A 22214-nucleotide genomic window follows, 5' to 3' on the forward strand; every position below is an offset into this window, starting at 1 on the left:
GTCGGGGGCTGTTTGCGCAGTTCCCCGCGCCCCTGGCTCATCCTCGGCCTCGGGCCGTGTGCGGCTGTTTGCGCAGTTCCCCGCGCCCCTAAGCCGTCTTCGGCCTCGGGCCGTGGGCGGTACTCGCGCAGTTCCTCGCGCCCCTAGAACCCGTCTTTGGCCTCGGGCTGTGCGTGGTTGCTCGCGCGGTTCCCCGCGCCCCTGGTGGCAACGGGGCTTGGCTGGGTGATCATGCGGTATACCCAGGCCGCCCCGAGCTACGCGGGTGGCTCAGCGGCATTCCCAGCCTGTCATGGGGGTCCCCCTGGCCCTTAAGGCCTTGGGGGAGTTTGAGGAGGAGCGCCCTTCAGGCGCGAACGGGGTCCGGGGCGGAGCCCCGGGGGACACCGGCCTGCGGGGGGGGGCAAATTGAGCCCCTCCGGCGATTGAGGAGCGGGGGTCGGGGCGGAGCCCCGAGTGCGTTGGACGGGCCGTGGAGAGGGGGCCGGGGGCGTAGCCCCCGAAAACCCCGGCCCGCTGGGGCTCAGCGGGTGTAGATCGCCTCGATCTCGTCCGCGAAGTCCTTCGCCACGACATTCCGCTTCAGCTTCAGCGAAGGCGTGATGTGGCCGGCCTCCTCCGTGAACTGGGCCCCGAGCACGCGGAACTTCCGTACCGACTCCGCCTTGGAGACCGCCGCGTTGCCGTCGTCCACGGCCCGCTGCACCTCCGCCAGGAGATCGGCGTCGTCACGCAGAGCGGCCACCGTCGCCACGGACTTGCCGTGCTCCTCGGCCCAGCGGCCCAGGAACTCCTCGTCCAGGGTGACGAGCGCGCCGACGAACGGCCGGCCGTCGCCCACCACCATGCACTCCGCGACGAGCGCGTGCGCGCGGATGCGGTCCTCGATGACCGCGGGGGCGACGTTCTTGCCGCCCGCCGTCACGATGATCTCCTTCTTGCGGCCGGTGATCGCGAGGTAGCCGTCCTCGTCGAGGGTGCCGATGTCGCCGGTGTGGAACCAGCCGTCGGCGAGCGCCTCGGCGGTGGCGGCCTCGTTGTTCCAGTAGCCCTGGAAGAGGTGCTCGCCGTGCAGCAGCACCTCGCCGTCGTCGGCGATGCGGACCACCGAGCCCGGCAGCGGCTGCCCGACCGTGCCGATCTTCGGCCGGTCCCAGGGGTTGAACGCGGTCGCGGCGCAGGACTCGGTGAGGCCGTAGCCCTCCAGGACCGTGAAGCCGATGCCGCGGAAGAAGTGGCCGAGCCGCTCGCCCAGCGGCGCGCCGCCGGAGATCGCGTACTCGCCGCGCCCGCCGAGCACCGCCCGCAGCTTGCTGAAGACGAGCTTGTCGAAGACCTTGTGCTTGATCTTCAGGCCGACCGAGGGCCCCGCGTCCGTGCTGAGCGCCGTGCTGTAGGCGATCGCGGTGTGCGCGGCCTTGTCGAAGATCTTGCCCTTGCCGTCGGCCTGCGCCTTGGCGCGCGCCGAGTTGTAGACCTTCTCGAAGACGCGCGGCACGCCGAGGATCAACGTCGGCCGGAACGAGGCGAGTTCATCGGTCAGGTTCTTGATGTCCGGTACGCAGCCGAGCTTGATCGGCGCCATCACCGAGGCCACCTCGACCAGACGCCCGAAGACATGGGCCGCGGGCAGGAAGAGCAGCACCGAGCACTCGCCCGTACGGAAGAGGGGCTTGAGCCGCTCGACCACGTTGCCGCACTCCGCGAAGAAGGCGCGGTGGGTCAGCACACAGCCCTTGGGGCGGCCGGTGGTGCCGGAGGTGTAGACGATGGTCGCCGGGTCGTCGGCGTGCGCCGAGGACATCCGCTGGTCGAGCAGCTCGTCGGAGACGTCCGCGCCGGTCGCGGTGAGCCGGCCCACCGCGTCGGTGTCGAGCTGCCAGATGCCCTTGAGGGCGGGCAGGCCGGCCTGGACCGAGGCCACGGAGGCCTGGTGCGCCGCGGACTCGACGATGGCGAGCGTCGCACCGGAGTCGCCGAGGATCCACTGGATCTGCTCGGGCGAGCTGGTCTCGTACACCGGGACGGTGACGGCGCCCGCGCTCCAGATCGCGAAGTCGAGCAGCACCCACTCGTACCGCGTCCGGGAGAGCAGGGCCACCCGGTCCCCGGCCTCGACGCCCGAGGCGATCAGGCCTTTGGCGACGGCGCGCACCTCGGCGAGGAACTGGCGGGCGGTGACATCGGCCCAGGCACCCGCGATCTTGCGGCCCATGACCGCGACATCGGGATGCTGAGCGGCATTGCGGCGGATCAGATCCGTCAGGTTGCCGTCCGAAGGGACCTCGTACAGGGCCGGAAGGCTGAACTCGCGCAAGACTGCTGCTCCTCATCGGGCGCCGGTGCCACGGCTCTGTGTGATGCACCGGCTGCGGTCCAAGATCGGGCAGGTGCCCGGAGGCTTCCGTGGGGGGCGGAACTCCGAGCACGACTGGACTGCCCGGACGTTACCCATGGGTAGTGGGTTCCCGATAGGGGGTTCTGGCCAGATGTTCGGTGCGTCACACATGTTTGACACTGCTTCGCGCACAGTAGTCCACACCTTTGGGCACTCGGAAGTAACCGCAGGTCCGACGGCCTAAGGTGACCCTCATGCGAGTTCATGTGGTCAGTGACGTGCACGGGAACACCGAGGGCCTGGCGAAGGCCGGCGACGGGGCGGACGCCTTGGTCTGCCTCGGTGACCTGGTCCTCTTCCTCGACTACGCCGACCACTCGCGCGGCATCTTCCCCGACCTCTTCGGTGTCGAGAACGCCCACCGCATCGTCGCCCTGCGCACCGCCCGGCGCTTCGAGGAGGCCCGCGAGCTGGGACGTTCGCTCTGGGCCGGGCTCGACCGGGAGGCCGCGATCGAGGCCGCGGTCCGCCGCCAGTACGCCGAGATGTTCGCCGCCTTCCCCACCCCGACGTACGCCACGTACGGCAACGTCGACATGCCGGACCTCTGGCCGCAGTACGCCGGACCGGGCACCACCGTCCTGGACGGCCAGCGCGTCGAGATAGCCGGGCGCGTCTTCGGCTTCGTCGGTGGCGGGCTGCGGACCGCGATGCGAACGCCCTATGAAATCTCGGACGAGGAGTACGCCGCCAAGGTCGAGGCGCTCGGCGAGGTCGACGTGCTCTGCTCGCACATCCCGCCCGAGGTCCCCGAGCTCGTCTACGACACCGTCGCCCGCCGCTTCGAGCGCGGCTCGCGCGCCCTGCTCGCCGCGATCCACAAGACCCGGCCCCGCTACTCCCTGTTCGGCCATGTCCACCAGCCGCTGGCCCGGCGGATGCGGATCGGCCGCACCGAGTGCGTGAACGTCGGCCACTTCGCCGCCACCTCCCGGCCCTTCGCCCTGGAGTGGTGATCCGGCCACTGGAGTGACGAGGGGCCCGTACGCGATAGCCTGCACGCACACCTCCCCACCGCCGCCGCCCTCGTGCGGGCGGGGGAGAAAACCCAGACCCGGACCGCGCACTGGAGGAGCCACGACGATGGCGGAACACACCAGCTCGTCTATCACCATCGAGGCGGCCCCGGCCGACGTCATGGGCGTGATCGCGGACTTCGCCCGCTACCCGGAGTGGACCGGCGAGGTGAAGGAGGCCGAGGTGCTCTCCACCGACGCCGCCGGCCACGCCGAGAAGGTGCGCCTGCTGCTCGACGCGGGCGCCATCAAGGACGACCACACCCTCGCCTACACCTGGAACGGCAACCAGGTCAGCTGGACGCTGGTCAAGTCCCAGATGCTGCGCACCCTCGACGGCTCGTACACCCTGGCCGACGCCCCCGGCGGACAGACCGAGGTCACCTACCAGCTGACCGTCGACGTCAAGATCCCCATGCTCGGCATGATCAAGCGCAAGGCGGAGAAGGTCATCATCGACCGCGCGCTCGCCGGTCTGAAGAAGCGCGTCGAGAGCGGCCCGGGCGACGCCGAGGCCGGTTCCGCCGACGGGGCCAAGAAGCTCTAGACGTGCGTACGGTCCTCGTCACCGGCCCCGGCGGCGCGGGCCGCACCACCGTCGCGGCGGCGACCGCGCTCGCCGCCGCCCGCAGCGGCACCCGGGTCACGCTGCTGACCTCGGAACGGCTCCCCGGCGAACTCGCCGGAGTCACCGTCCGGCGAATCGATTCGGCCGCGCACTTCCGCGCCGAACTCCTCGCCTTCCAGAACCGCGCGGGCGCCGCCCTCGACCTGCTCGGCGCCTCCCGCCTGGACGCCGAGGAGCTCACCGAACTCCCCGGCGCCGAACAGCTCGCCCTGCTCAGCGCCCTGCGCGAGGCCGCCGCCGACGAGCCGGGCCTGCTCGTCGTCGACCTCCCTCCGGCCGACCGGGCGCTCGCCGCCCTCGCCCTGCCCGAGCAGCTGCGCCGCTATCTGCGCCGCCTCCTGCCGCCCGAGCGCCAGGCAGCCCGCTCGCTGCGCCCGGTCCTCGCCCAGCTCGCCGGGGTCCCCATGCCCGCGCAGTGGCTCTACGAGACCGCCGCCCGCTGGGACCTCGAACTGGCCGCCGTCCAGGCCGTGATCGAGGACCCGGGCACGACCGTACGGCTCGTCGCGGAACCCGGACCGGCCGCGGCCGAGGCCCTGCGCACCGCCCGGCTGGGCATCGCCGTGCAGCGGCTCGCCCTCGACGCGGTGGTCGCCAACAGGCTGCTGCCCGCCGAGACCCCCGACCCCTGGCTCGCCGGCCTGGTCGCCCAGCAGCGCAAGCACCTGGACGAGCTGGCCGGGGAGTTCCCCGCCGTACGCGAGGTGGCGCACCTCGGGCGTGATCCGCGGGGCGACGACGACCTGGAGCGGCTCGACATCGGACCCGGGCCGGTCGGCGCCCCGGCCCCGCAGTGGAACATCGAGGACCGGCTCGCCGAGGACGACGTCCTGGTGTGGCGCCTGCCGCTGCCCGGCGCCGTCAAGGACGGCCTCTCGCTGGTGCGGCGCGGCGACGAACTCCTGCTCACCGTCGGCCCGTTCCGGCGCATCGCTGCGCTGCCGTCCGCGCTGCGCCGCTGCACCGTCACCGGGGCCGGGCTGCACGACGGCGTACTGGAGATCCGGTTCGCCCCCGATCCCGAGCTGTGGCCCCGCGGTCGCTGAACGGGGTACCCCCGTTCGGGTAACGTCGAGGGAAACAGCCCTGTAGGAAAACCAGCTGCTGGAGTCCGCCATGAGCGAAGCCACCGAGCGCCCCGCCCCCGACGCGGATGCCTGGGCCGAGGCCTGCGCCGAGGACCTGGCCGCCGAGAAGGCGCGCCGCCGCGCCCAGTACGGCCCGCCACCGGGATCCGCCGCCGAGGAACTGCGCAAGCTGCTCGACGCCGTCACCGACAAGGTCGCCGGGATCTTCGACGGCCCGTCCTCGCTGTCCGGCCTGGCCACCCAGGGGGCCGTGCAGCAGCTGATCAGCCAGGCGAAGTCCGCCGTCGAGCCCGTCATCGAGCGCAACCCCGAGGTCTTCGACCACCTCGCCGCGGCCGGCAACGAGCTGCTCGCCGCCTACCGCTCGGCCGTCGAGGGCCACGAGCGCCGCTGGACGTCGGCGGACGACAGGAAGCGGGACGAGGGCGCCGGCCCCACCGAGCACATCGACCTCGACTGAGACCCCTCCCGGGACCGGCCGCCCACCAGGCACCGGACCGGCCCTCATACCCGCCGCGAACACGGGCTCGGCACGCTGAGTGCCGCCCCGGCTCGGGTACGGTTGGCCGTAGCGGGGCTCGACCGAACTGAGGGATTCATGGGACTCACCATCGGTGTCGATATCGGCGGCACGAAGATCGCGGCGGGCGTGGTCGACGAGGACGGCAACATCCTCTCGACCCACAAGGTGCCGACCCCCGGCACGCCCGATGCCATCGTGGACGCGATCGCCTCGGCCGTCGACGGCGCACGTGCCGGACACGAGATCGTGGGCGTGGGGATCGGGGCCGCCGGTTATGTCAACCGCCAGCGGTCCACCGTCTACTTCGCGCCCAATATCGACTGGCGCCAGGAACCGCTGAAGGAGAAGGTCGAGCAGCGCACCGGCCTCCCGGTCGTCGTCGAGAACGACGCCAACGCGGCCGCCTGGGGCGAGTACCGCTTCGGAGCCGGCAAGGGCCACCGGAACGTCATCTGCATCACGCTGGGCACCGGCCTCGGCGGCGGCATCATCATCGGCAACAAGCTGCGCCGCGGCCACTTCGGCGTGGCCGCCGAGTTCGGCCACATCCGGATGGTGCCGGACGGTCTGCTGTGCGGCTGCGGCAGCCAGGGCTGCTGGGAGCAGTACGCCTCCGGCCGCGCCCTGGTCCGCTACGCCAAGCAGCGCGCCAACGCCACCCCCGAGAACGCCGAGTTCCTGCTCGGCCTCGGCGACGGCACCCCCGAGGGCATCGAGGGCAAGCACATCTCGATGGCCGCCCGTCAGGGCGACCCGGTCGCGGTCGACTCGTACCGTGAACTGGCGCGCTGGGCGGGCGCGGGCCTGGCCGATCTGGCCTCGCTCTTCGACCCGTCGGCGTTCATCGTCGGCGGCGGGCTCTCGGACGAGGGCGAGCTGGTGCTCGACCCGATCCGCAAGTCCTACAAGCGCTGGCTGGTCGGCGGCAACTGGCGCCCGGTCGCCGATGTCATCGCGGCCCAGCTCGGCAACAAGGCCGGCCTGGTCGGCGCGGCCGACCTCGCGCGGCAGCCCGACCCGATCATGTAACTCCCGCAGCACCGACAGCGCCCGCCGAGTCCGCCCCGGACCGGCGGGCGCTGTCATACGTTGTGGACCATGACGACCCCTGCCGGCCAACTGCCCGCGTCCGCCACGGAGAACGGCTCGGCCGTGATCCGCGTCCTCAGCTACAACATCCGCTCGATGCGCGACGACAACGCGGCCCTTGCCCGGGTGATCCGAGCCTGCGAGCCCGATCTCGTCCTCGTCCAGGAGGCGCCCAGATTCTTCCGCTGGCGCAAGGCCGCGGCGCGCCTCGCGGCGGCGACCGACCTGGTGATCCTGAGCGGCGGCGCCACGGCCGCCGGCCCGATGCTGCTCTGCTCGCTGCGGGCCACCGTGGAACGCACCGAGGACGTGCTGCTTCCGCTCACCCCCGGCCTCCACCGGCGCGGGTTCGCGACCGCGGTGGTACGTATCGGCGGGGCCAGGATCGGCGTCCTGAGCGCCCACCTCAGCCTTCAGGCGGCCGAGCGGTACGAGCAGGCGGGGGCGCTGCTCGACCGGCTCGCCGGGATGGGCGTGGACCACGCGATCGCGGGCGGCGACCTGAACGAGCGGCCCGGCGGGCGCAGCTTCGGCCGCCTTGCCGGGGCGCTCCAGGACTGCTGGGAAGTGGCGCCGTGGGGCGGCGGGCCGACCTCCACGCCGAAGGACCCGCACCAGCGGATCGACGCGATCTTCGCGACCCGGGGCATCGAAGTCCTGGGCTGCGGCGTGCCGTTGGGCCTGGTGGCCCCAGCCGATCTGACGGCGGCCACGGACCACCTGCCGGTGCTGGCGGCATTGCGGGTGCCGGCGGCCTAGAAGCCCTCGGGGGCGCTGCCTTTCGCGCCCCCATGCCCCGCCTCTCGGACGGGGTCAGACCACCGCGCCGCGACCCGGGTCGTCGTCGTCCTCGTCGTGCTGCATGCGGGCGAAGAGCGTGCCGATGCCGCCCAGGAAGCCGCCCACGCCGAGCGTGGTGAGCCACCATGTCATGTCCCAGCCGAAGATCGCCGCAAGGATCAGCAGCAACGGGCCGCCCAGCACGCCCAGCCACGCGAACTTCGCCGTGACGTCGGCCTCCGGCAGCGGCGGCGGCTCCGGCGGCACGAAGTGGCCCTCGTCCGAGGCGTCCAGGTCGTCGTCGGACGGCTCGGCGGGCGAGAAGTCGCGCGGGCCGCCCACGCCGGGCGCGAACACCACCGAACTGCCGAGGGCCGGCTTGCCGGCGCCCTTGTCACCACTCTTGTCCAGGCCCTTGTCGGGGCTCTTGCCGGATTCGGGCGCCCCGCCGCTGTCGCCGTCCTCGTCGGGCTCGTCCTCGATCAGGGCGAGGTCCTCCACGGATCTGAATGGCCTGGCACCCGGCGGGTCGGCCGGCTCCTCGCCGTACCCCGCCACGATCGCCGCCCAGGCAGCCTCTTCGTCGATCGGCTGCGGTTCGCGGTCCGCGTCGTGCTCAGCCACCGGTCGTGCTCCCCTTCTTCCCGACGCTAGGAGCGAGGCGGCCGATGAACGAGTAGCTCTCCTCGAAGATCCGCTCCGCATCGTGGTCCAACGTCGCCACGTGGTAGCTCTGTTCCAGCAGGATCTCCTCGACGTCCGTGGAGGAGACCCGGCTGAGGATCCGCGCCGAGTCGACCGGCGGCACCACATGGTCCTGCGGGCTGTGCAGTACCACCAACGGCTGGGTCACCTGCGGCAGTTCACCGTCCACGATCCTGAAGAAGGTGCGCAGCGAGTTCGCCGCGTGCAGCGGTACCCGGTCGTAGCCGACCTCCTCGGAGCCCTCCTTGGCGATGTCGCTGGCGATGCCCTTCGTGGACCGTACGAAGTGGCGGACCACGGGCAGCGCGTGGGCGGCCGCGCCGTGCACCTTGTTGCCCGGGTTGACGAGCACCAGGCCGGTCACCGCGTCGCCGTGCTTCGCGGCGAGGCGCAGCGACAGGGCGCCGCCCATGGAGAGCCCGAAGACGAAGACCTTGGTGCAGCGCTCGGTGAGCTCGCGCAGGGCGCGGTCCACCTCCGCGTACCAGTCCTGCCAGCCCGTGAGCTGCATGTCCTGCCAGCGGGTGCCGTGCCCCGGAAGGAGCGGCAGCGAGACCGTGAGGCCGCGCTCGGCGAGGTAGTCGGCCCAGGGGCGCAGCGACTGCGGGGAACCGGTGAAACCGTGACAGAGGAGGACGCCGACCTCTCCGCCCTCGTGGCGGAACGGCTCGGCTCCGGGGAGGACCGGCACCAGGGGTCTCCTGTTCATGAGCAGGGGCGGGGTTGTGCGGGGGAGTCGTACTTCACGGTACGCGACCGGACCGACACCGACCAGGGCCGTCGCGCGGGAGGCCGGGCCCGGCACGGGTTAAGGTCTGTTCGACAAGCACAGGAAGGCATCCGAGTTGATCTACGGCGCAATGAAGTTCTCCATCGGCGGGTCGCTGAAGCTCGCCTTCAGGCCGTGGGTGGAGGGCCTGGAGAACATTCCCGCCGAGGGTCCGGCGATCCTCGCGAGCAACCACCTCTCCTTCTCGGACTCCTTCTTCCTGCCGGCCGTCCTGGACCGCAAGGTCACGTTCATCGCCAAGGCCGAGTACTTCACCTCCCCCGGGGTCAAGGGCAAGCTGACGGCCGCGTTCTTCAAGGGCGTCGGCCAGCTCCCGGTGGACCGCTCGGGCGCCCGCGGGGCCGGCGAGGCCGCGATCAACGCCGGCATCGACGTCATCAAGAGCGGCGGCCTCTTCGGCATCTACCCGGAGGGCACCCGCTCGCCCGACGGCCGCCTCTACCGCGGCAAGCCGGGCGGGCTCGCCCGGGTCGCGCTGGCCACCGGCGCCCCCGTCATCCCGGTCGCGATGATCGACACCGAGAAGATCCAGCCGCCGGGCAAGGTCGTCCCCAAGCTGATGCGCCCCGGCATCCGGATCGGCAAGCCGCTCGACTTCAGCCGCTACCAGGGCATGGAGGGCGACCGCTTCATCCTGCGCTCGGTGACCGACGAGGTCATGTACGAGATCATGAAGCTCTCCGGCCAGGAGTACGTCGACATCTACGCGACGGCCGCCAAGCGGCAGATCGCGGACGAGGCCAAGCGGATCGCCGACGAGCAGAAGGCCGCCGAGAAGGCGGAGCGGGCCCGCGAGATCGAGCAGGCCAAGCGGGCGGAACAGCCCGGCGACTAGCCGCGCCCGTCCAGGGGGCCGGGCCAGGGGTGGGGAACATGGCGAAACGCGAACGAGTCGTACGGATGTCGGTGGAACTGCCCCTGTGGCGGGCCCTGACCGGCTACCGGGTGCTCACGACGCTCTACGCGCTGGCGATCTTCGCGAACGGCTACCACAAGTTCGAACGTCCCTGGGTCGGCATCGGGTACCTCTCGGTGCTCACCGTGTGGAACTTCGCGACCCTGCCGAGGGTGGCCAACGCGGCCGCGTGCACCAAGCGCTTCCTCGCCGTCGACCTCACCGTGGTGCTCACCGGCATCCTGCTCACGCCGGTCGCCGACGTGGACGCCCAGCACGTCGACGGGCCGACGCTGCCGACCATCGCGGCGGCCGGAGCGGTGATCGCCTTCGCGATCAAGGGCGGCTGGCGCTGGGCCGCGTTCGCCTCGTCGCTGGTGGCCGTCGCCAACATCGTGGAGCGCGCGCACCCGACCCGGGACACCTTCCACAACGTGATCCTGGTGTGGATCGCCTCCATCGGGATCGGCTACATCGTCGAGGTGGCCCGGGCCAGTGAGGCGACGCTCGCCCGCGCCCTGGAGATCGAGGCGGCCACCCGCGAGCGCGAGCGCCTGGCCCGCGACATCCACGACAGCGTGCTCCAGGTGCTCGCCATGGTGCAGCGCCGCGGCACCGCGCTCGGGGGCGAGGCCGCGGAGCTCGGCCGCCTCGCCGGCGAGCAGGAGGTCGCCCTGCGCACCCTGGTCTCCAGCGGCCTGGTGCCGCCGACCCGGGCCTCCGAGGACTTCGAGAACGGCGCCGTCGTACGGGCGGTCGAGGTGGACGACGAGCCCGGCGGGCCCGGCGAGACCGACCTGCGCTCGCTGCTCGCCCGGCACGCCGGAGCGAAGGTCTCCTTCGCGGAACCGGGCGCTCCGGTGCTGCTCGCACCCCCCGCGGCCAGGGAGCTCGCGGCCGCTGTCAGTGCCGCACTGGACAATGTCCGTATGCACGCGGGGGAGTCCGCCCAGGCCTGGATCCTGGTCGAGGACTGGGGGGACGAAGTGATCGTGACGGTACGGGACGACGGGCCCGGAATCCCGGCGGGCCGGCTCGACCAGGCCGAGGGGGAGGGACGCATGGGCGTCGCCCTCTCGATCCGGGGCCGGCTGCGCGACCTGGGCGGCACGGCGGAGCTGATCTCCGTGCCGGGCCAGGGCACAGAAGTTGAACTGAAGGTCCCACGGGGGAAGGCAGGACGGCACGGATGACCCAGCAGCAGACGGCGCGGGTGGATGCGACGGTGAAGGTGATGGTGGTCGACGACCACCCGATGTGGCGCGACGCGGTCGCCCGCGACCTCGCCGCCGTCGGTTTCGACGTGGTCGCCACGGCCGGCGACGGACCGCAGGCGGTGCGCCGGGCCCAGGCCGCGGCGCCCGACGTCCTGGTCCTCGACCTCAACCTGCCGGGCATGCCCGGCGCCCAGGTCTGCAAGGAACTGGTCGCCGCCAACCCGGCGTTGAGGGTCCTGGTGCTGTCCGCCTCGGGCGAGCACGCGGACGTACTGGAGGCGGTGAAGTCCGGCGCGCTCGGCTACCTCCTCAAGTCGGCCAGCACCGAGGAGCTGACCGACGCGGTGCGCCGCACGGCCGTCGGCGACCCGGTGTTCACCCCGGGCCTGGCCGGCCTCGTCCTCGGCGAGTACCGCAGGCTCGCCAAGGACCCGGCGCCCGCCACATCCGACGAGCCCAAGGCCCCGCAGCTCACCGAGCGCGAGACCGAGGTGCTGCGCCTGGTCGCCAAGGGCCTCAGCTACAAGCAGATAGCCGAGCGCCTGGTCATCTCGCACCGCACGGTGCAGAACCACGTCCAGAACACCCTGGGCAAGCTCCAGCTGCACAACAGGGTGGAGCTCGTGCGGTACGCGATCGAGCGCGGCCTCGACGACGCCTGACCGGGCCATCCCCCGTGCGGGTGAACGGCGGATCTTCAACTCCCGTACGGATCAAGCGAATTGACCCTTCGCCCCATCCCTGAGTGATGTATGTCACCACTAGCGTGGACGCGTACGTCACTCCCAGGTGAAGGGACCATTCCATGCGGGTCGGAGTACTGACCGGAGGCGGTGACTGCCCCGGACTCAACGCCGTCATCCGGGGCATCGTCCGCAAGGGTGTGCAGGAGTACGGATACGAGTTCACCGGGTTCAAGGACGGCTGGCGCGGCCCCCTGGAGGGCGACACCGTCAAGCTGGACATCCCGGCGGTGCGCGGCATCCTGCCGCGCGGCGGCACCATCCTCGGCTCCTCGCGCACCAACCCCCTCAAGGCGGAGAACGGGGTCCGCCGCATCAAGGAGAACCTCACCAAGTACGAGATCGACGCCGTGATCGCGATCGGCGGCGAGGACACCCTGGGTGTCGCGGCCCGGCTCAGCGACGAGTACGGCGTCAACTGCGTCGGCGTGCCCAAGACGATCGACAACGACCTGTCCGCCACCGACTACACCTTCGGCTTCAACACCGCCGTCGGCATCGCGACCGAGGCCATCGACCGGCTGCACACCACGGCCGAGTCCCACATGCGGGTCCTGGTCGTCGAGGTCATGGGCCGGCACGCGGGCTGGATCGCCCTGCACTCGGGCCTGGCCGGCGGTGCCAACGTCATCCTCATCCCCGAGCAGCGCTTCGACGTGGACCAGGTCTGCGGCTGGATCACCTCCCGCTTCAAGGCCTCGTACGCGCCGATCGTCGTCATCGCCGAGGGCGCCATGCCCAAGGACGGCGAAATGGTGCTCAAGGACGGCACGCTCGACTCCTTCGGGCACGTGCGGCTCTCCGGCGTCGGCGAGTGGCTGGCCAAGGAGATCGAGAAGCGCACCGGCAAGGAGGCCCGCACCACCGTCCTCGGCCACGTCCAGCGCGGCGGCACCCCGAGCGCCTTCGACCGGTGGCTCGCGACCCGCTTCGGCCTGCACGCCATTGAGGCGGTGCGCGACGGCGACTTCGGCAAGATGGTCGCGCTGCGCGGCACGGACATCGTGCGGGTGGGGATCTCGGAGGCCACCTCGAAGCTGAAGACCGTGGACCCCGCGCTCTACGCCGAGGTGGGCGTCTTCTTCGGCTGACCCCGGCCGACCAGACCGGGCGGGTCCGGGCTGTGGGCCGTATATTCGCGATATCCGGCCCATAGCCCTCATCACTGGCCTGACGGTCATGGAGCGCCCATAAGGGGAGAGTCGTGGAAATCCTGGCATTCGGTGTGCAGGCCGACGAGAAGCCGCTGATCGAGAAGGCCTTCGCGGGACTCCACGACATCCGCTGTCTGGACGTCTTCCTCACCGAGGACACCGCGCCGATCGCCGCCGGGTACGAAGTGGTCTCCACCAGCGTCAACGCCAACCTCAACGCCCAGGTGCTGCAGAGCCTGGCCGTCGGCGGGACGCAGATGATCGCCCAGCGCTCCACCGGCTTCAACAACATCGACCTGGACGTGGCCGCCCGCCTGGGCCTCACCATCGCCCGGGTCTCCTACTACTCCCCGTACTCCGTCGCCGAATTCGCCTGGACCCTGGCGATGGCCGTGAACCGCCGCATCGTGCGGGCCTCCAACCGCACCCGCGACTTCGACTTCCGCCTCGACGGGCTCCTCGGCCGCGACATGCGGGGCCGCACCGTCGGGGTCCTCGGCACCGGCAAGATCGGCGAGGCGTTCACCCGGATCGCCCACGGCTTCGGCATGAACCTGCTGGGCTGGGACGCGGCGCAGAACCCGGCCTGCGTCGAGCTCGGCATGAAGTACGTCGACAAGGAAGAGCTCCTCGCGAACGCGGACCTGATCAGCCTGCACGTGCCGCTGCTGCCCTCGACCCAGCACATCATCGGCCGCAGGGAACTCTCGGCGATGAAGGACGACGCGATCCTGGTCAACTCCAGCCGGGGCGGGCTCATCGACACGGACGCCCTGGTGGGCGAGCTGCGCAAGGGGCGCTTCGCCGGCGTCGGCCTCGATGTGTACGAGGCCGAGGCGGGGCTCTTCTTCCTCGACAAGTCCCTGGAGGCCGTCCAGGACGACACCCTGGCCCGCCTCGTGACCTTCCCGAACGTGGTGGTCACCTCGCACCAGGCGTACTACACCCAGGACGCGGTGGGCCAGATCATCGCGGCGACGGTGGACAACGTGGCGGCCTACGCGGCAGGCCGCCACACCGAGAACGTCCTGGTCCCGGCAGCGCCGTAAGCCCCTCAGCGCACCGCCGCCACTCCCGCGAGCAGGTCCTTGACCACCTCCGGGCCGCGCAGGGTCAGCACCGACTCCGGGTGGAACTGGATGCCCGCGTACCCGGGGCCGCGCAGCGCGTGGACCTCGTGGGTCACCGGGTCGCGCGCGATCTCCACGCCGGGCAGCTCCGCCTCGCAGCGCGCCGCGAAGCTGTTGTAGAAGCCCACCGTCTCCTCGCGGCCGAACAGGTCGATCCGCACCTGCGCGCCCTGGTGGGGCTCCCGCTTGCGCACGATCTCCAGGCCGAGCTCCGCCGCGATCAGCTCATGGCCGAGGCACACACCCAGCAGCCCGTGCCGGTGCGAGCGCAGCAGCTCCGCGGCCAGCGGACGGAGCAGCGCCATCTTCGGGTCGGCCGCGTCCGAGGGGTCGCCCGGACCCGGGCCGAGGATCACCGGGCCCTCGTGGCCGAGCACCCGCGCGTGCAGTCCGGGGACGTCGTAGCGGAGCACCGAGACGGCGAGGCCCGCCGAGCGCAGCACATGCGCGAGCATCGCCGTGAACGTGTCCTCCCCGTCCACCACCAGAGCAGACCCGCTCGGCTCGGCCGGCCGGTCCTGCATCCGCAGCCAGAACGGCGCGAGGTCGGCCCGGCGGGCATCGAGCGCGGCCCGCACCCGGGGATCGTCGGCGAGCCGCGGACGTACGGACTCGGTGGCCGGCCGGCCGGCCCGGACCCCGAGCGCCGCCAGGACACCGGCCGCCTTGGCGTGTGTCTCGGCGACCTCGCTCGCCGGGTCCGAGTGGCGTACGAGCGTGGCGCCGACCGGGACCCTGAGGTGCCCTTCGGGGGAGATGTCCGCCGTGCGGATCAAAATGGGGGAGTCGAGGGTCTGGGAGCCGCCCGCGTCCCGGCCGAGCAGGGCGAGCGCGCCCGCGTAGTAGCCGCGCCCGCCGTCCTCGTACCGCTCGATGACCCGGCACGCGTTCTGCACCGGTGACCCGGTGACCGTCGCCGCGAACATCGTCTCCCTGAGGACTTCGCGGACGTCGAGCGAGGAGCGGCCCCTCAACTCGTACTCGGTGTGCGCGAGATGGGCCATTTCCTTCAGCCGGGGGCCGATCACGACGCCGCCCATGTCGCCGACCGTGCACATCATCTTGAGCTCCTCGTCGACGACCATCGACAGCTCGTCGGTCTCCTTGCGGTCGGCGAGGAAGGCCAGCAGGTCCTCGGGGGTGGGGCCGCCCGCCGGGTAGCGGTAGGTCCCGCTGATCGGGTTCATGACGACCGTGCCGCCGGACATCCGTACGTGCACCTCGGGGCTGGCGCCGACCAGAGTGCGCCCGCCCGTCGCCCGCCGCCGCCCTTCCGAGGAAGGCCCTTCGGGCCCTTTCCCATTTCCGGCGTGCACCACGTACGTCCAGTACGCGCCCTGCTCACCCACGAGCAGGCGGCGGAACAGGGCCAGCGCGTCGGCCCGTCCGAAGCCGGGGATCTCGCCGGTGAAGGTGCGCCGGATGACGAAGTTGGCGCCCTCGCCGCGGCCGATCTCGTCGTCGATCACCCGCCGCACGATCCCCGCGTACTCCTCGTCGCCGACGTCGAAGCCGCCGCCCTCGACCCGCACCTCGTGCGCGGGGAGCTCGGCGAGCACGTCCGCGAGCGGGAGTTCGTACGTCTCGTCCGCGACCAGGACCGAGAGCGGCGTCCCGTCGTCGCGGACGTCGAAGCCGCGCTCCCTGATCTGCCGGAACGGCACCAGAGCGAGCGCGGGCCGGTCCCCGACGGGCAGGTCGGCGAGGTGTTCGGCCTCGTGGACCTCGCCGATCAGCAGCTCGACGATGTCGTGATCATGACCCGGGGTGCGCCTGCGCAGCAGCGCGAAGGGCGGGCAGTTCTCGTCCAACAGCCTCTGGATGAGCATGAGTTGTGTGGTTCCTTCCGGTGGTGAGCGGGAGGAACAGCCCGGGAAACACTGAAGGCCGCCCCTCGGGGCGGCCTTCGCGAGTCTGTGTACGCGCAGAAATCAGCGGGCCGCCGGATGAGCGGTCCACCACCAGTTCTGGGTCGAGTGCGCGAACATGCCGGGCACTCTACCCGATGGCACCGCCGGGAGGCGGTGCCATCGGGAGCTCTGGATCAGAGCAGCGTGTTGTAGATGTTCCAGCCGGTGCCGATCTGGCGGCGGTCGCCGAAGGGCTGCACCGAGCCGCCGTTGCCCGGGTAGAACCACAGCTTGCCGTCGGCGTCGCGGCCGGTCAGGTCCGGCTTGCCGTCCCCGTTCAGGTCGCCCGAGCTGACGATCGCGTTGTAGATGTTCCAGCCGGTGCCGATCTGGCGGCGGTCGCCGAAGGGCTGGGCCGCGCTGCCCGTGCCCGGGTAGAACCACAGCTTCCCGGACGGCTCGCGCGCCACGAAGTCGCCCTTGCCGTCGCCGTCGAGGTCGCCGGTGCTCAGGATCTGGTCGTAGATCTGCCAGCTGCTGCCGATCTGCGTGCGGTTGCCGAAGGCGGGGCCGCCGGTGCCCGGGTAGAGCCAGAGCAAGCCGCTGCCGTCGCGGGCGATCAGGTCGGCCCGGCCGTCCCCGGTCAGGTCGCCCGCGCCCACCAGGGAGGTGAAGGCGCCCCAGCCCGCGCCGAGCTTGACCCGGTCGCCGAACGGCGCCGCCGGGTTGCCGCTGCCCTTGTAGTACCAGGCCACCCCGGAGGTGTCCCGGGCGATCAGGTCGCCCTGGCCGTCGGCACGGAAGTCCGACAGGTCCGTCATGGCGTTGTAGATGCCCCAGCCGCTGCCGATCTTGAAGCGGGTGAGGAAGGGCTGCGCGATGTCGCCCGAGCCCTGGTACTGCCAGAAGCCGCCGTCCGCGTCCCGCGCGAGCAGGTTGTAGCGGTTGTCGGCGCGCACCGGACCTGCCGGGGTGACCTGCTCGACGTCGGCCGTCCGCACCCAGGCGATCCGGTGGTTGTACCGGATCGGGTAGAAGGTCTGGGTGCCCTTGACCAGGGTGCCGAGCGTGGTGCCGCCGTAGTAGTAGTCGCCCGCGACCGGGGCGCCCGCGGCGACATAGGTCTGGCCGGCCGGGATGCTGTACTTCGACAGCGAGGCCGAGTTGTTGTTCTGTACCGGCACCCCGGTGCCCGCGTACGCCGCGTCCTCCGGGTAGGCGCGCCCGTAGACCGGGACCGCGGCGGTGCCCTTGGCCTTCAGGACGACCGGGGCCGAGGGGGACACGACCGAGGTGTACTGGCCGCCCGGGTTGTAGAACCAGGCCTTCTGGCCGCCGTACCAGATCGCCGTCCAGTCGCCCTGCCAGTCCGCGACCACGTACTGGCCGCCCGCGACGACCTTGTTGGCCCAGTTCGGGCCCTCGGTCGCGACCTGGGTGCCCAGGTACGGGTCGGCCAGCGGGGCGCCGCCGGTCGACGGGGTCGCGTACAGGTAGCCGAAGTTGACCGGCTGGTTGAACGTGGTGCGGACCTTGGTGTCGGGGTCGTAGTACGTCGAGGTCTGGGCGCTGAACGGCGGGACGACCTTGACGACCTGGCCCGCCGTGAGCGGCTGGCCCGCGCCACCGGCGCCGGTCGGGGCGCCGAGCAGGGACATGTAGTGGTTCCAGTCCCAGAAGGGACCCGGGTCCCAGTGCTGCGTGGCCACGTAGCCGTCCAGCGGACCGGGCACCTCGTCGTGGCCGATGACGTGCTCGCGGTCCAGCGGAATGCCGAACCTGTCCGCCAGGTACTTGACCAGCGTCGCCGACGAGTCGTAGAGCGGCTCGCCGTACCAGCTGCCCGTCTTCATGGCGAAGCCCACGTGCTCGATGCCGAGCGCGTGCATGTTCACGGTCTTGTTGGCCGCGTGGTACGACTCGTCCTTCGTCGCGACCATCTGCGTGACGAGGCTGCCGTCGTCCTTGACGATGTAGTGCGCGCTGGCGCTGCTCTTCGGGTTCTTGAACGTGTCGACGGCGGCCTGGTAGGGGGACTCCGTGTCGTGGATCACGATCTGCCGGATGTCGAAGCCGTTGTCCGGCCGCGTCGCCACGTTGTAGTTGTTCGGGTCGGCCGCAATGAAGTCGCAGTTCAGTCCGGTCGGGCACTCCGGCGTCGCGGCGTCGGCCGCGGCCTTGCCGGTGCCTGCCGCCAGCGGCATCTTCGCCGGCTTGACCGGCTTCACCGCCGGGTCGGCGGGCAGCGCGAGGTGCTGGCCGTCCGTGGTGAGACGGCTCTCGCCGGAGCGCACCGACTCGAAGACGCGGTCGGCGAAGGCGCCGGCGCCCTTGATGTCGGAGGCCTGGCTGTAGCGGGCCACCGCCGCGTACCAGCCGCCCGGGTCGGCCGGCAGCGAGCCGGTGGCCGCGCGCTGGTACTGGGCGAGCAGCGCCGCGCCCGCCCGGATGCTCTGGGCGGCGTCGGTGCGTACCGCGTCCACCGGCTTGCCGATGAGCTTCGCGGCCTCGTCCAGCGTGTGCAGCGCCGGGTCACTGGTGTCGACGGCGGGCTCGGAGACCGGCGCCTTCTTCGCGTCGAACTTCTTCATGACCGCCGGGTCGCCGCTCATGTTGAGGTGCGCCAGCTGCTCCTGCGCGCTGGGCGGCGCCACGTCGCCGGGCATGACCCGGGTCAGGCCCATGACGTTGTACGCGCCCGACGTGCTGGGCTTGCCGTCGTGGTCCTCCCAGAGCGTCTGGCGGTAGGAGACCGCCATCAGGACGCTCTGCGGAACCTTGAACTCCTTTGCCGCTTCGGCGAATTGGGCCTGCAGTGCCGAGCCCGGCTGCCCGCCGTCCCGCGCCGCCCCCACGACGCGCGGCGCCGCCACGGCCGCCGGGCCCAACGCGGTGACGGCCACGGCCCCGGCCACCCCGTAGGCAAGGAACTTCTTCGTTACGTGTCTCTGCTGCCTTCTGCTCACGCTTCGGCTCACACCCACCCCTGGTCACTTTGCCCTGTATTCAGTAAGTGGCGTGAGATTAACAGGGGGTGACATGTGTGGGGAGAGACGGGAGGGGCTTCAAGGAGCTTCAAGCCGTCGCGACTTCCGGTCACGTCCGCGTGGTCGGTGTCTCATTTGGTGGTCGCCGGGGTGGACGGCTTGGTGGACCCCGTAATGTGGGTCCGGTGACCGTGAACGTAAACACCTGGCGTGACCTTCCCGCGGCGCAGCAGCCCGAGTACCCGGATGCCGAGGCTCTGCGCGATGTGATCGCGGACCTCGAGTCGTATCCGCCGCTCGTCTTCGCGGGCGAGTGCGACCAGCTGCGCGCCCGCCTGGGAGCCGTCGCCCAGGGCGAGGCGTTCCTCCTCCAGGGCGGCGACTGCGCCGAGGCCTTCGACGCCGTCTCGGCCGATCACATCCGGGCCAAGCTGAAGACCCTCCTCCAGATGAGCGCCGTCCTCACCTACGCGGCCTCCGTGCCCGTGGTGAAGGTCGGCCGCATCGCCGGCCAGTACTCCAAGCCCCGCTCCAAGGGCACCGAGACCCGCGACGGCGTGACCTTGCCGACCTACCGCGGCGACTCCGTGAACGGCTTCGCCTTCACGGAGAAGGATCGCGTGCCGGACCCCGAGCGCCTGAAGCGGATGTACAACGCGTCCGCCTCCACGCTCAACCTGGTCCGCGCCTTCACCACCGGCGGTTACGCGGACCTGCGCCAGGTGCACGCCTGGAACCAGGACTTCGTGAAGTCGTCTCCCTCCGGCCAGCGCTACGAGCAGCTCGCCCGCGAGATCGACAACGCGCTGAACTTCATGAAGGCCTGTGGCACCGACCCCGCCGAGTTCAAGGCCGTCGAGTTCTACGCCTCGCACGAGGCGCTGCTGCTCGACTACGAGTCGGCGCTGACCCGCACCGACTCGCGTACCGGCCGCCTGTACGACACCTCCGGCCATATGGTCTGGATCGGTGAGCGCACCCGGCAGCTGGACGGCGCGCACATCGAGTTCGCCTCCAGGATCCGCAATCCGATCGGCATCAAGCTCGGCCCGACGACCTCCGTCGACGAGGCGCTCACCTACGTGGACCGCCTCGACCCGGACCGCGAGCCGGGCCGGCTGACCTTCGTCGTCCGCATGGGCGCCGACAAGGTGCGCGACAAGCTCCCCGACCTGGTCGAGAAGGTCACCGCGTCCGGTGCGGTCGTCGCCTGGGTCACCGACCCGATGCACGGCAACACCTTCGAGGCGGCCTCGGGCCACAAGACGCGCCGTTTCGACGACGTCCTGGACGAGGTCAAGGGCTTCTTCGAGGTCCACAAGGCCCTCGGTACGCACCCGGGCGGCATCCACGTCGAGCTCACCGGTGACGACGTCACCGAGTGCGTGGGCGGCGGCGACGAGATCTTCGTCGACGATCTGCACCAGCGCTACGAGACGGCCTGCGACCCGCGCCTGAACCGTAGCCAGTCCCTGGACCTGGCGTTCCTGGTCGCCGAGATGTACCGCGACCAGTAGTCCCGCACGCAACAGTGGGGCGCGGATCCATGTGATCCGCGCCCCACTGGCGTATCCGGGGCTTTTGCGCACCCGGGGCGCCGGGTAAGGTTAGGTTAGCCTCACCGACCAATCGGGAACCGATCAATCGGGACGGGCCTTGCCTATCGACCCGCGTCGACTGCTCCGGGAGGTGAACCGCGTGTACGTATGCAACTGCTTCGGTGTCACCGAGGAGCAGGTCAGGAAGCACGCGGACGGCGGTGCCTGCACCCCCCGCCAGATAGCTTCCGCCTGCAAGGCCGGCACCGACTGCGGTTCGTGCGTACGCCGCATCCAGGCGCTCCTCGGCCGCGGCTCCTGCCCCCGCCGGGAGCTGGTGGAGCAGGGCAAGCCCGCGCTGACCGCGGTCGCCCCGGAGTCGGCCCCGGTCCTGGACGCCGCGTAACCCTCTGGCCCTCAGCTCTCCGGCTGCTCGATGAGCTGCGCGATGTAGAGCGCCTCGCCGAGCTTGTCGACCAGCTCCAGCTGGGTGTCGAGGTAGTCGATGTGGTGCTCCTCGTCGGCCAGGATCGACTCGAAGATGTTCGCGGACGTGATGTCGCCCTTCGCCCGCATGACCTCGATGCCGCGCTTGAGGCGGTCGATCGCCTCGACCTCGATCTGCCGGTCCGCCTGGAACATCTCGGTGACCGTCTGCCCGATGCGCACATGGAAGAGCCGCTGGAAGTTCGGCAGGCCGTCCAGGAAGAGGATCCGGTCGGTCAGCACCTCCGCGTGCTTCATCTCGTCGATCGACTCGTGACGCGTGTACTTGGCCAGCTTCGTCCAGCCGAAGTTGGCCTGCATCGCGCTGTGCAGCCAGTACTGGTTGATCGCCGTCAGCTCGGCACTCAGCTGCTCATTCAGGAATTCGATGACCTCGGGGTCGCCCTGCATCGCAGAGGCTCCTTCCAAGCGGTAACTGGGCAGGTTCCGCGCATCCTTGCACCGTGATCAGGGGGCGTCCAGTAAGTGCACGCTTAGTAGGAGTTGCCCGAATCGGGACGTCCCTGGTCATCACCACCCCTCGGGGTCTGTCACCATGGAGTCATGGGTCAGCCGGAGAGCCGGGAGCGGCAGGGAGCAGCGCAGACGGAGCTTCCGCCGGGGCAGCGGCTCCAGCGCGGCTGGCCGGTCACCCACTACGGCCCGGTCCCCAAGTTCAAGCCGGAGCGCTGGGAGTTCCGGGTCTTCGGAGCCACCGCCGACGGCGACAAGCACTGCTGGAACCACGAGGAGTTCTCGGCGCTGCCGTTCGAGACCGTGGTCGCCGACCTGCACTGCGTCACCAAGTTCTCGATGGTCGGGGCCGAATGGGGCGGGGTGAGCGCCCGCACGATCGCCGGACTCGCGCCGCCCGCACCCGATGTCACCCATGTCATGGTGTGGGCCGAGTACGGCTTCAGCTCCAACCTGCGCCTGGCCGACTTCCTCGGCGACCGCACCCTCTTCGCCACCCACAACGGCGGCGAGCTGCTCACCGCCGAACACGGCTTCCCGCTGCGCCTGGTCGTCCCCCACCTCTACGCCTGGAAGGGCCCGAAGTGGGTCCGCGGCATCGAGTACATGACGGCGGACCGCCGGGGCTTCTGGGAGGAGCGGGGCTACCACAACATCGGCGACCCCTGGCGCGAGCAGCGCTACTCCTACCAGGAGGAGCCCGGGGACGGCCCCGAGCTCTAG

The 22214-nt window shown here is 71.0% G+C and carries 21 protein-coding genes; 14 read left to right on the forward strand and 7 right to left on the reverse strand.

Annotated features, from left to right (window positions below; all coding sequences use genetic code 11):
- Window positions 1–523 precede the first annotated feature (523 nt).
- A complete protein-coding gene (locus ACSHXC_RS28280) occupies window positions 524–2317 on the reverse strand; it encodes an AMP-dependent synthetase/ligase (RefSeq protein ID WP_438294278.1) in 1794 nt (597 codons plus the stop codon).
- A 275-nt stretch (window positions 2318–2592) separates the two neighbouring features.
- Between ACSHXC_RS28280 and ACSHXC_RS28285 the strand changes: the two genes are divergently transcribed.
- The 6 genes from ACSHXC_RS28285 (at window position 2593) to ACSHXC_RS28310 (ending at window position 7501) form a co-directional block, all read left to right on the forward strand.
- On the forward strand, window positions 2593–3354 hold the full coding sequence (locus ACSHXC_RS28285) for a metallophosphoesterase family protein (protein WP_438294279.1): 762 nt from the start codon (window positions 2593–2595) through the stop codon (window positions 3352–3354).
- 127 nt (window positions 3355–3481) lie between these two features.
- Window positions 3482–3961 carry an SRPBCC family protein gene (locus ACSHXC_RS28290; RefSeq protein ID WP_438294280.1) on the forward strand — a complete coding sequence of 160 codons (480 nt, stop codon included), beginning with the start codon at window positions 3482–3484 and terminating at the stop codon, window positions 3959–3961.
- A gap of 2 nt (window positions 3962–3963) precedes the next feature.
- A complete protein-coding gene (locus tag ACSHXC_RS28295) occupies window positions 3964–5088 on the forward strand; it encodes an ArsA-related P-loop ATPase (protein WP_438294281.1) in 1125 nt (374 codons plus the stop codon).
- Window positions 5089–5158: 70 nt separating this feature from the next.
- Window positions 5159–5590, forward strand: a complete 432-nt coding sequence (locus ACSHXC_RS28300; protein WP_438294282.1) for a DUF5304 domain-containing protein — start codon at window positions 5159–5161, stop codon at window positions 5588–5590.
- Window positions 5591–5728: 138 nt separating this feature from the next.
- A complete protein-coding gene (locus ACSHXC_RS28305) occupies window positions 5729–6682 on the forward strand; it encodes an ROK family glucokinase (protein WP_053727734.1) in 954 nt (317 codons plus the stop codon).
- A 69-nt stretch (window positions 6683–6751) separates the two neighbouring features.
- A complete protein-coding gene (locus ACSHXC_RS28310) occupies window positions 6752–7501 on the forward strand; it encodes an endonuclease/exonuclease/phosphatase family protein (protein ID WP_438294283.1) in 750 nt (249 codons plus the stop codon).
- Window positions 7502–7555: 54 nt separating this feature from the next.
- Here the strand turns inward: ACSHXC_RS28310 and ACSHXC_RS28315 are convergent, their stop codons facing one another.
- A complete protein-coding gene (locus ACSHXC_RS28315) occupies window positions 7556–8227 on the reverse strand; it encodes a hypothetical protein (RefSeq protein WP_438294284.1) in 672 nt (223 codons plus the stop codon).
- Complete coding sequence (locus ACSHXC_RS28320) at window positions 8139–8918, reverse strand: alpha/beta hydrolase (protein WP_438294285.1); 780 nt, start codon at window positions 8916–8918, stop codon at window positions 8139–8141. The genes ACSHXC_RS28315 and ACSHXC_RS28320 overlap by 89 nt, the downstream gene beginning before the upstream one ends.
- Before the next feature lie 154 nt (window positions 8919–9072).
- Here ACSHXC_RS28320 and ACSHXC_RS28325 point away from each other — a divergent pair, with 154 nt between their 5' ends.
- The 5 genes from ACSHXC_RS28325 to ACSHXC_RS28345 all read left to right on the forward strand — a co-directional run bounded on the left by ACSHXC_RS28325 (window position 9073) and on the right by ACSHXC_RS28345 (window position 14075).
- Window positions 9073–9852, forward strand: coding sequence for a 1-acyl-sn-glycerol-3-phosphate acyltransferase (locus tag ACSHXC_RS28325; protein ID WP_344372025.1), 780 nt, complete (start codon window positions 9073–9075; stop codon window positions 9850–9852).
- Window positions 9853–9890: 38 nt separating this feature from the next.
- Entirely contained in the window at window positions 9891–11105 is a 1215-nt protein-coding gene (gene macS / locus ACSHXC_RS28330; RefSeq protein WP_438294286.1) for a MacS family sensor histidine kinase, read from the forward strand.
- Window positions 11102–11791, forward strand: coding sequence for a response regulator (locus ACSHXC_RS28335; RefSeq protein ID WP_438294287.1), 690 nt, complete (start codon window positions 11102–11104; stop codon window positions 11789–11791). Before macS ends, ACSHXC_RS28335 begins: the two co-directional genes overlap by 4 nt.
- 143 nt (window positions 11792–11934) lie before the next feature.
- Complete coding sequence (locus ACSHXC_RS28340) at window positions 11935–12963, forward strand: 6-phosphofructokinase (protein ID WP_438294288.1); 1029 nt, start codon at window positions 11935–11937, stop codon at window positions 12961–12963.
- A 113-nt stretch (window positions 12964–13076) separates the two neighbouring features.
- Window positions 13077–14075, forward strand: coding sequence for a 2-hydroxyacid dehydrogenase (locus ACSHXC_RS28345; RefSeq protein WP_438294289.1), 999 nt, complete (start codon window positions 13077–13079; stop codon window positions 14073–14075).
- Window positions 14076–14080: 5 nt separating this feature from the next.
- On the opposite strand, the gene ACSHXC_RS28350 is transcribed toward ACSHXC_RS28345, so the two are convergent.
- The 3 genes from ACSHXC_RS28350 to ACSHXC_RS28360 form a co-directional block, all read right to left on the reverse strand.
- Entirely contained in the window at window positions 14081–15985 is a 1905-nt protein-coding gene (locus ACSHXC_RS28350) for an anthranilate synthase family protein (protein WP_438294290.1), read from the reverse strand.
- A 102-nt stretch (window positions 15986–16087) separates the two neighbouring features.
- Window positions 16088–16144, reverse strand: coding sequence for a trp operon leader peptide (locus tag ACSHXC_RS28355; protein ID WP_078516689.1), 57 nt, complete (start codon window positions 16142–16144; stop codon window positions 16088–16090).
- Between the two features lie 56 nt (window positions 16145–16200).
- Window positions 16201–18972, reverse strand: coding sequence for an N-acetylmuramoyl-L-alanine amidase (locus tag ACSHXC_RS28360; protein ID WP_438294291.1), 2772 nt, complete (start codon window positions 18970–18972; stop codon window positions 16201–16203).
- Between the two features lie 197 nt (window positions 18973–19169).
- Here ACSHXC_RS28360 and ACSHXC_RS28365 point away from each other — a divergent pair, with 197 nt between their 5' ends.
- Both ACSHXC_RS28365 and ACSHXC_RS28370 read left to right on the forward strand, forming a co-directional pair.
- Window positions 19170–20510: a class II 3-deoxy-7-phosphoheptulonate synthase gene (locus tag ACSHXC_RS28365; RefSeq protein ID WP_438294292.1), complete on the forward strand. Its 1341-nt coding sequence runs from the start codon at window positions 19170–19172 to the stop codon at window positions 20508–20510.
- A gap of 172 nt (window positions 20511–20682) precedes the next feature.
- The gene (locus ACSHXC_RS28370) at window positions 20683–20937 is read left to right on the forward strand and encodes a (2Fe-2S)-binding protein (protein ID WP_438296877.1); all 255 of its coding nucleotides are present in this window, start codon (window positions 20683–20685) and stop codon (window positions 20935–20937) included.
- An 11-nt stretch (window positions 20938–20948) separates the two neighbouring features.
- Here ACSHXC_RS28370 and bfr read toward each other — a convergent pair whose 3' ends face one another.
- Window positions 20949–21428, reverse strand: coding sequence for a bacterioferritin (gene bfr / locus ACSHXC_RS28375; protein WP_053727747.1), 480 nt, complete (start codon window positions 21426–21428; stop codon window positions 20949–20951).
- Between the two features lie 153 nt (window positions 21429–21581).
- On the opposite strand from bfr, the gene ACSHXC_RS28380 reads away from it, so the two are divergent.
- Entirely contained in the window at window positions 21582–22214 is a 633-nt protein-coding gene (locus ACSHXC_RS28380; RefSeq protein ID WP_438294293.1) for a sulfite oxidase-like oxidoreductase, read from the forward strand.

Origin of the sequence: Streptomyces sp. HUAS TT7 (genome assembly GCF_051550175.1) — a bacterium.
In the GTDB taxonomy this organism is placed as follows: Bacteria; Actinomycetota; Actinomycetes; order Streptomycetales; family Streptomycetaceae; genus Streptomyces.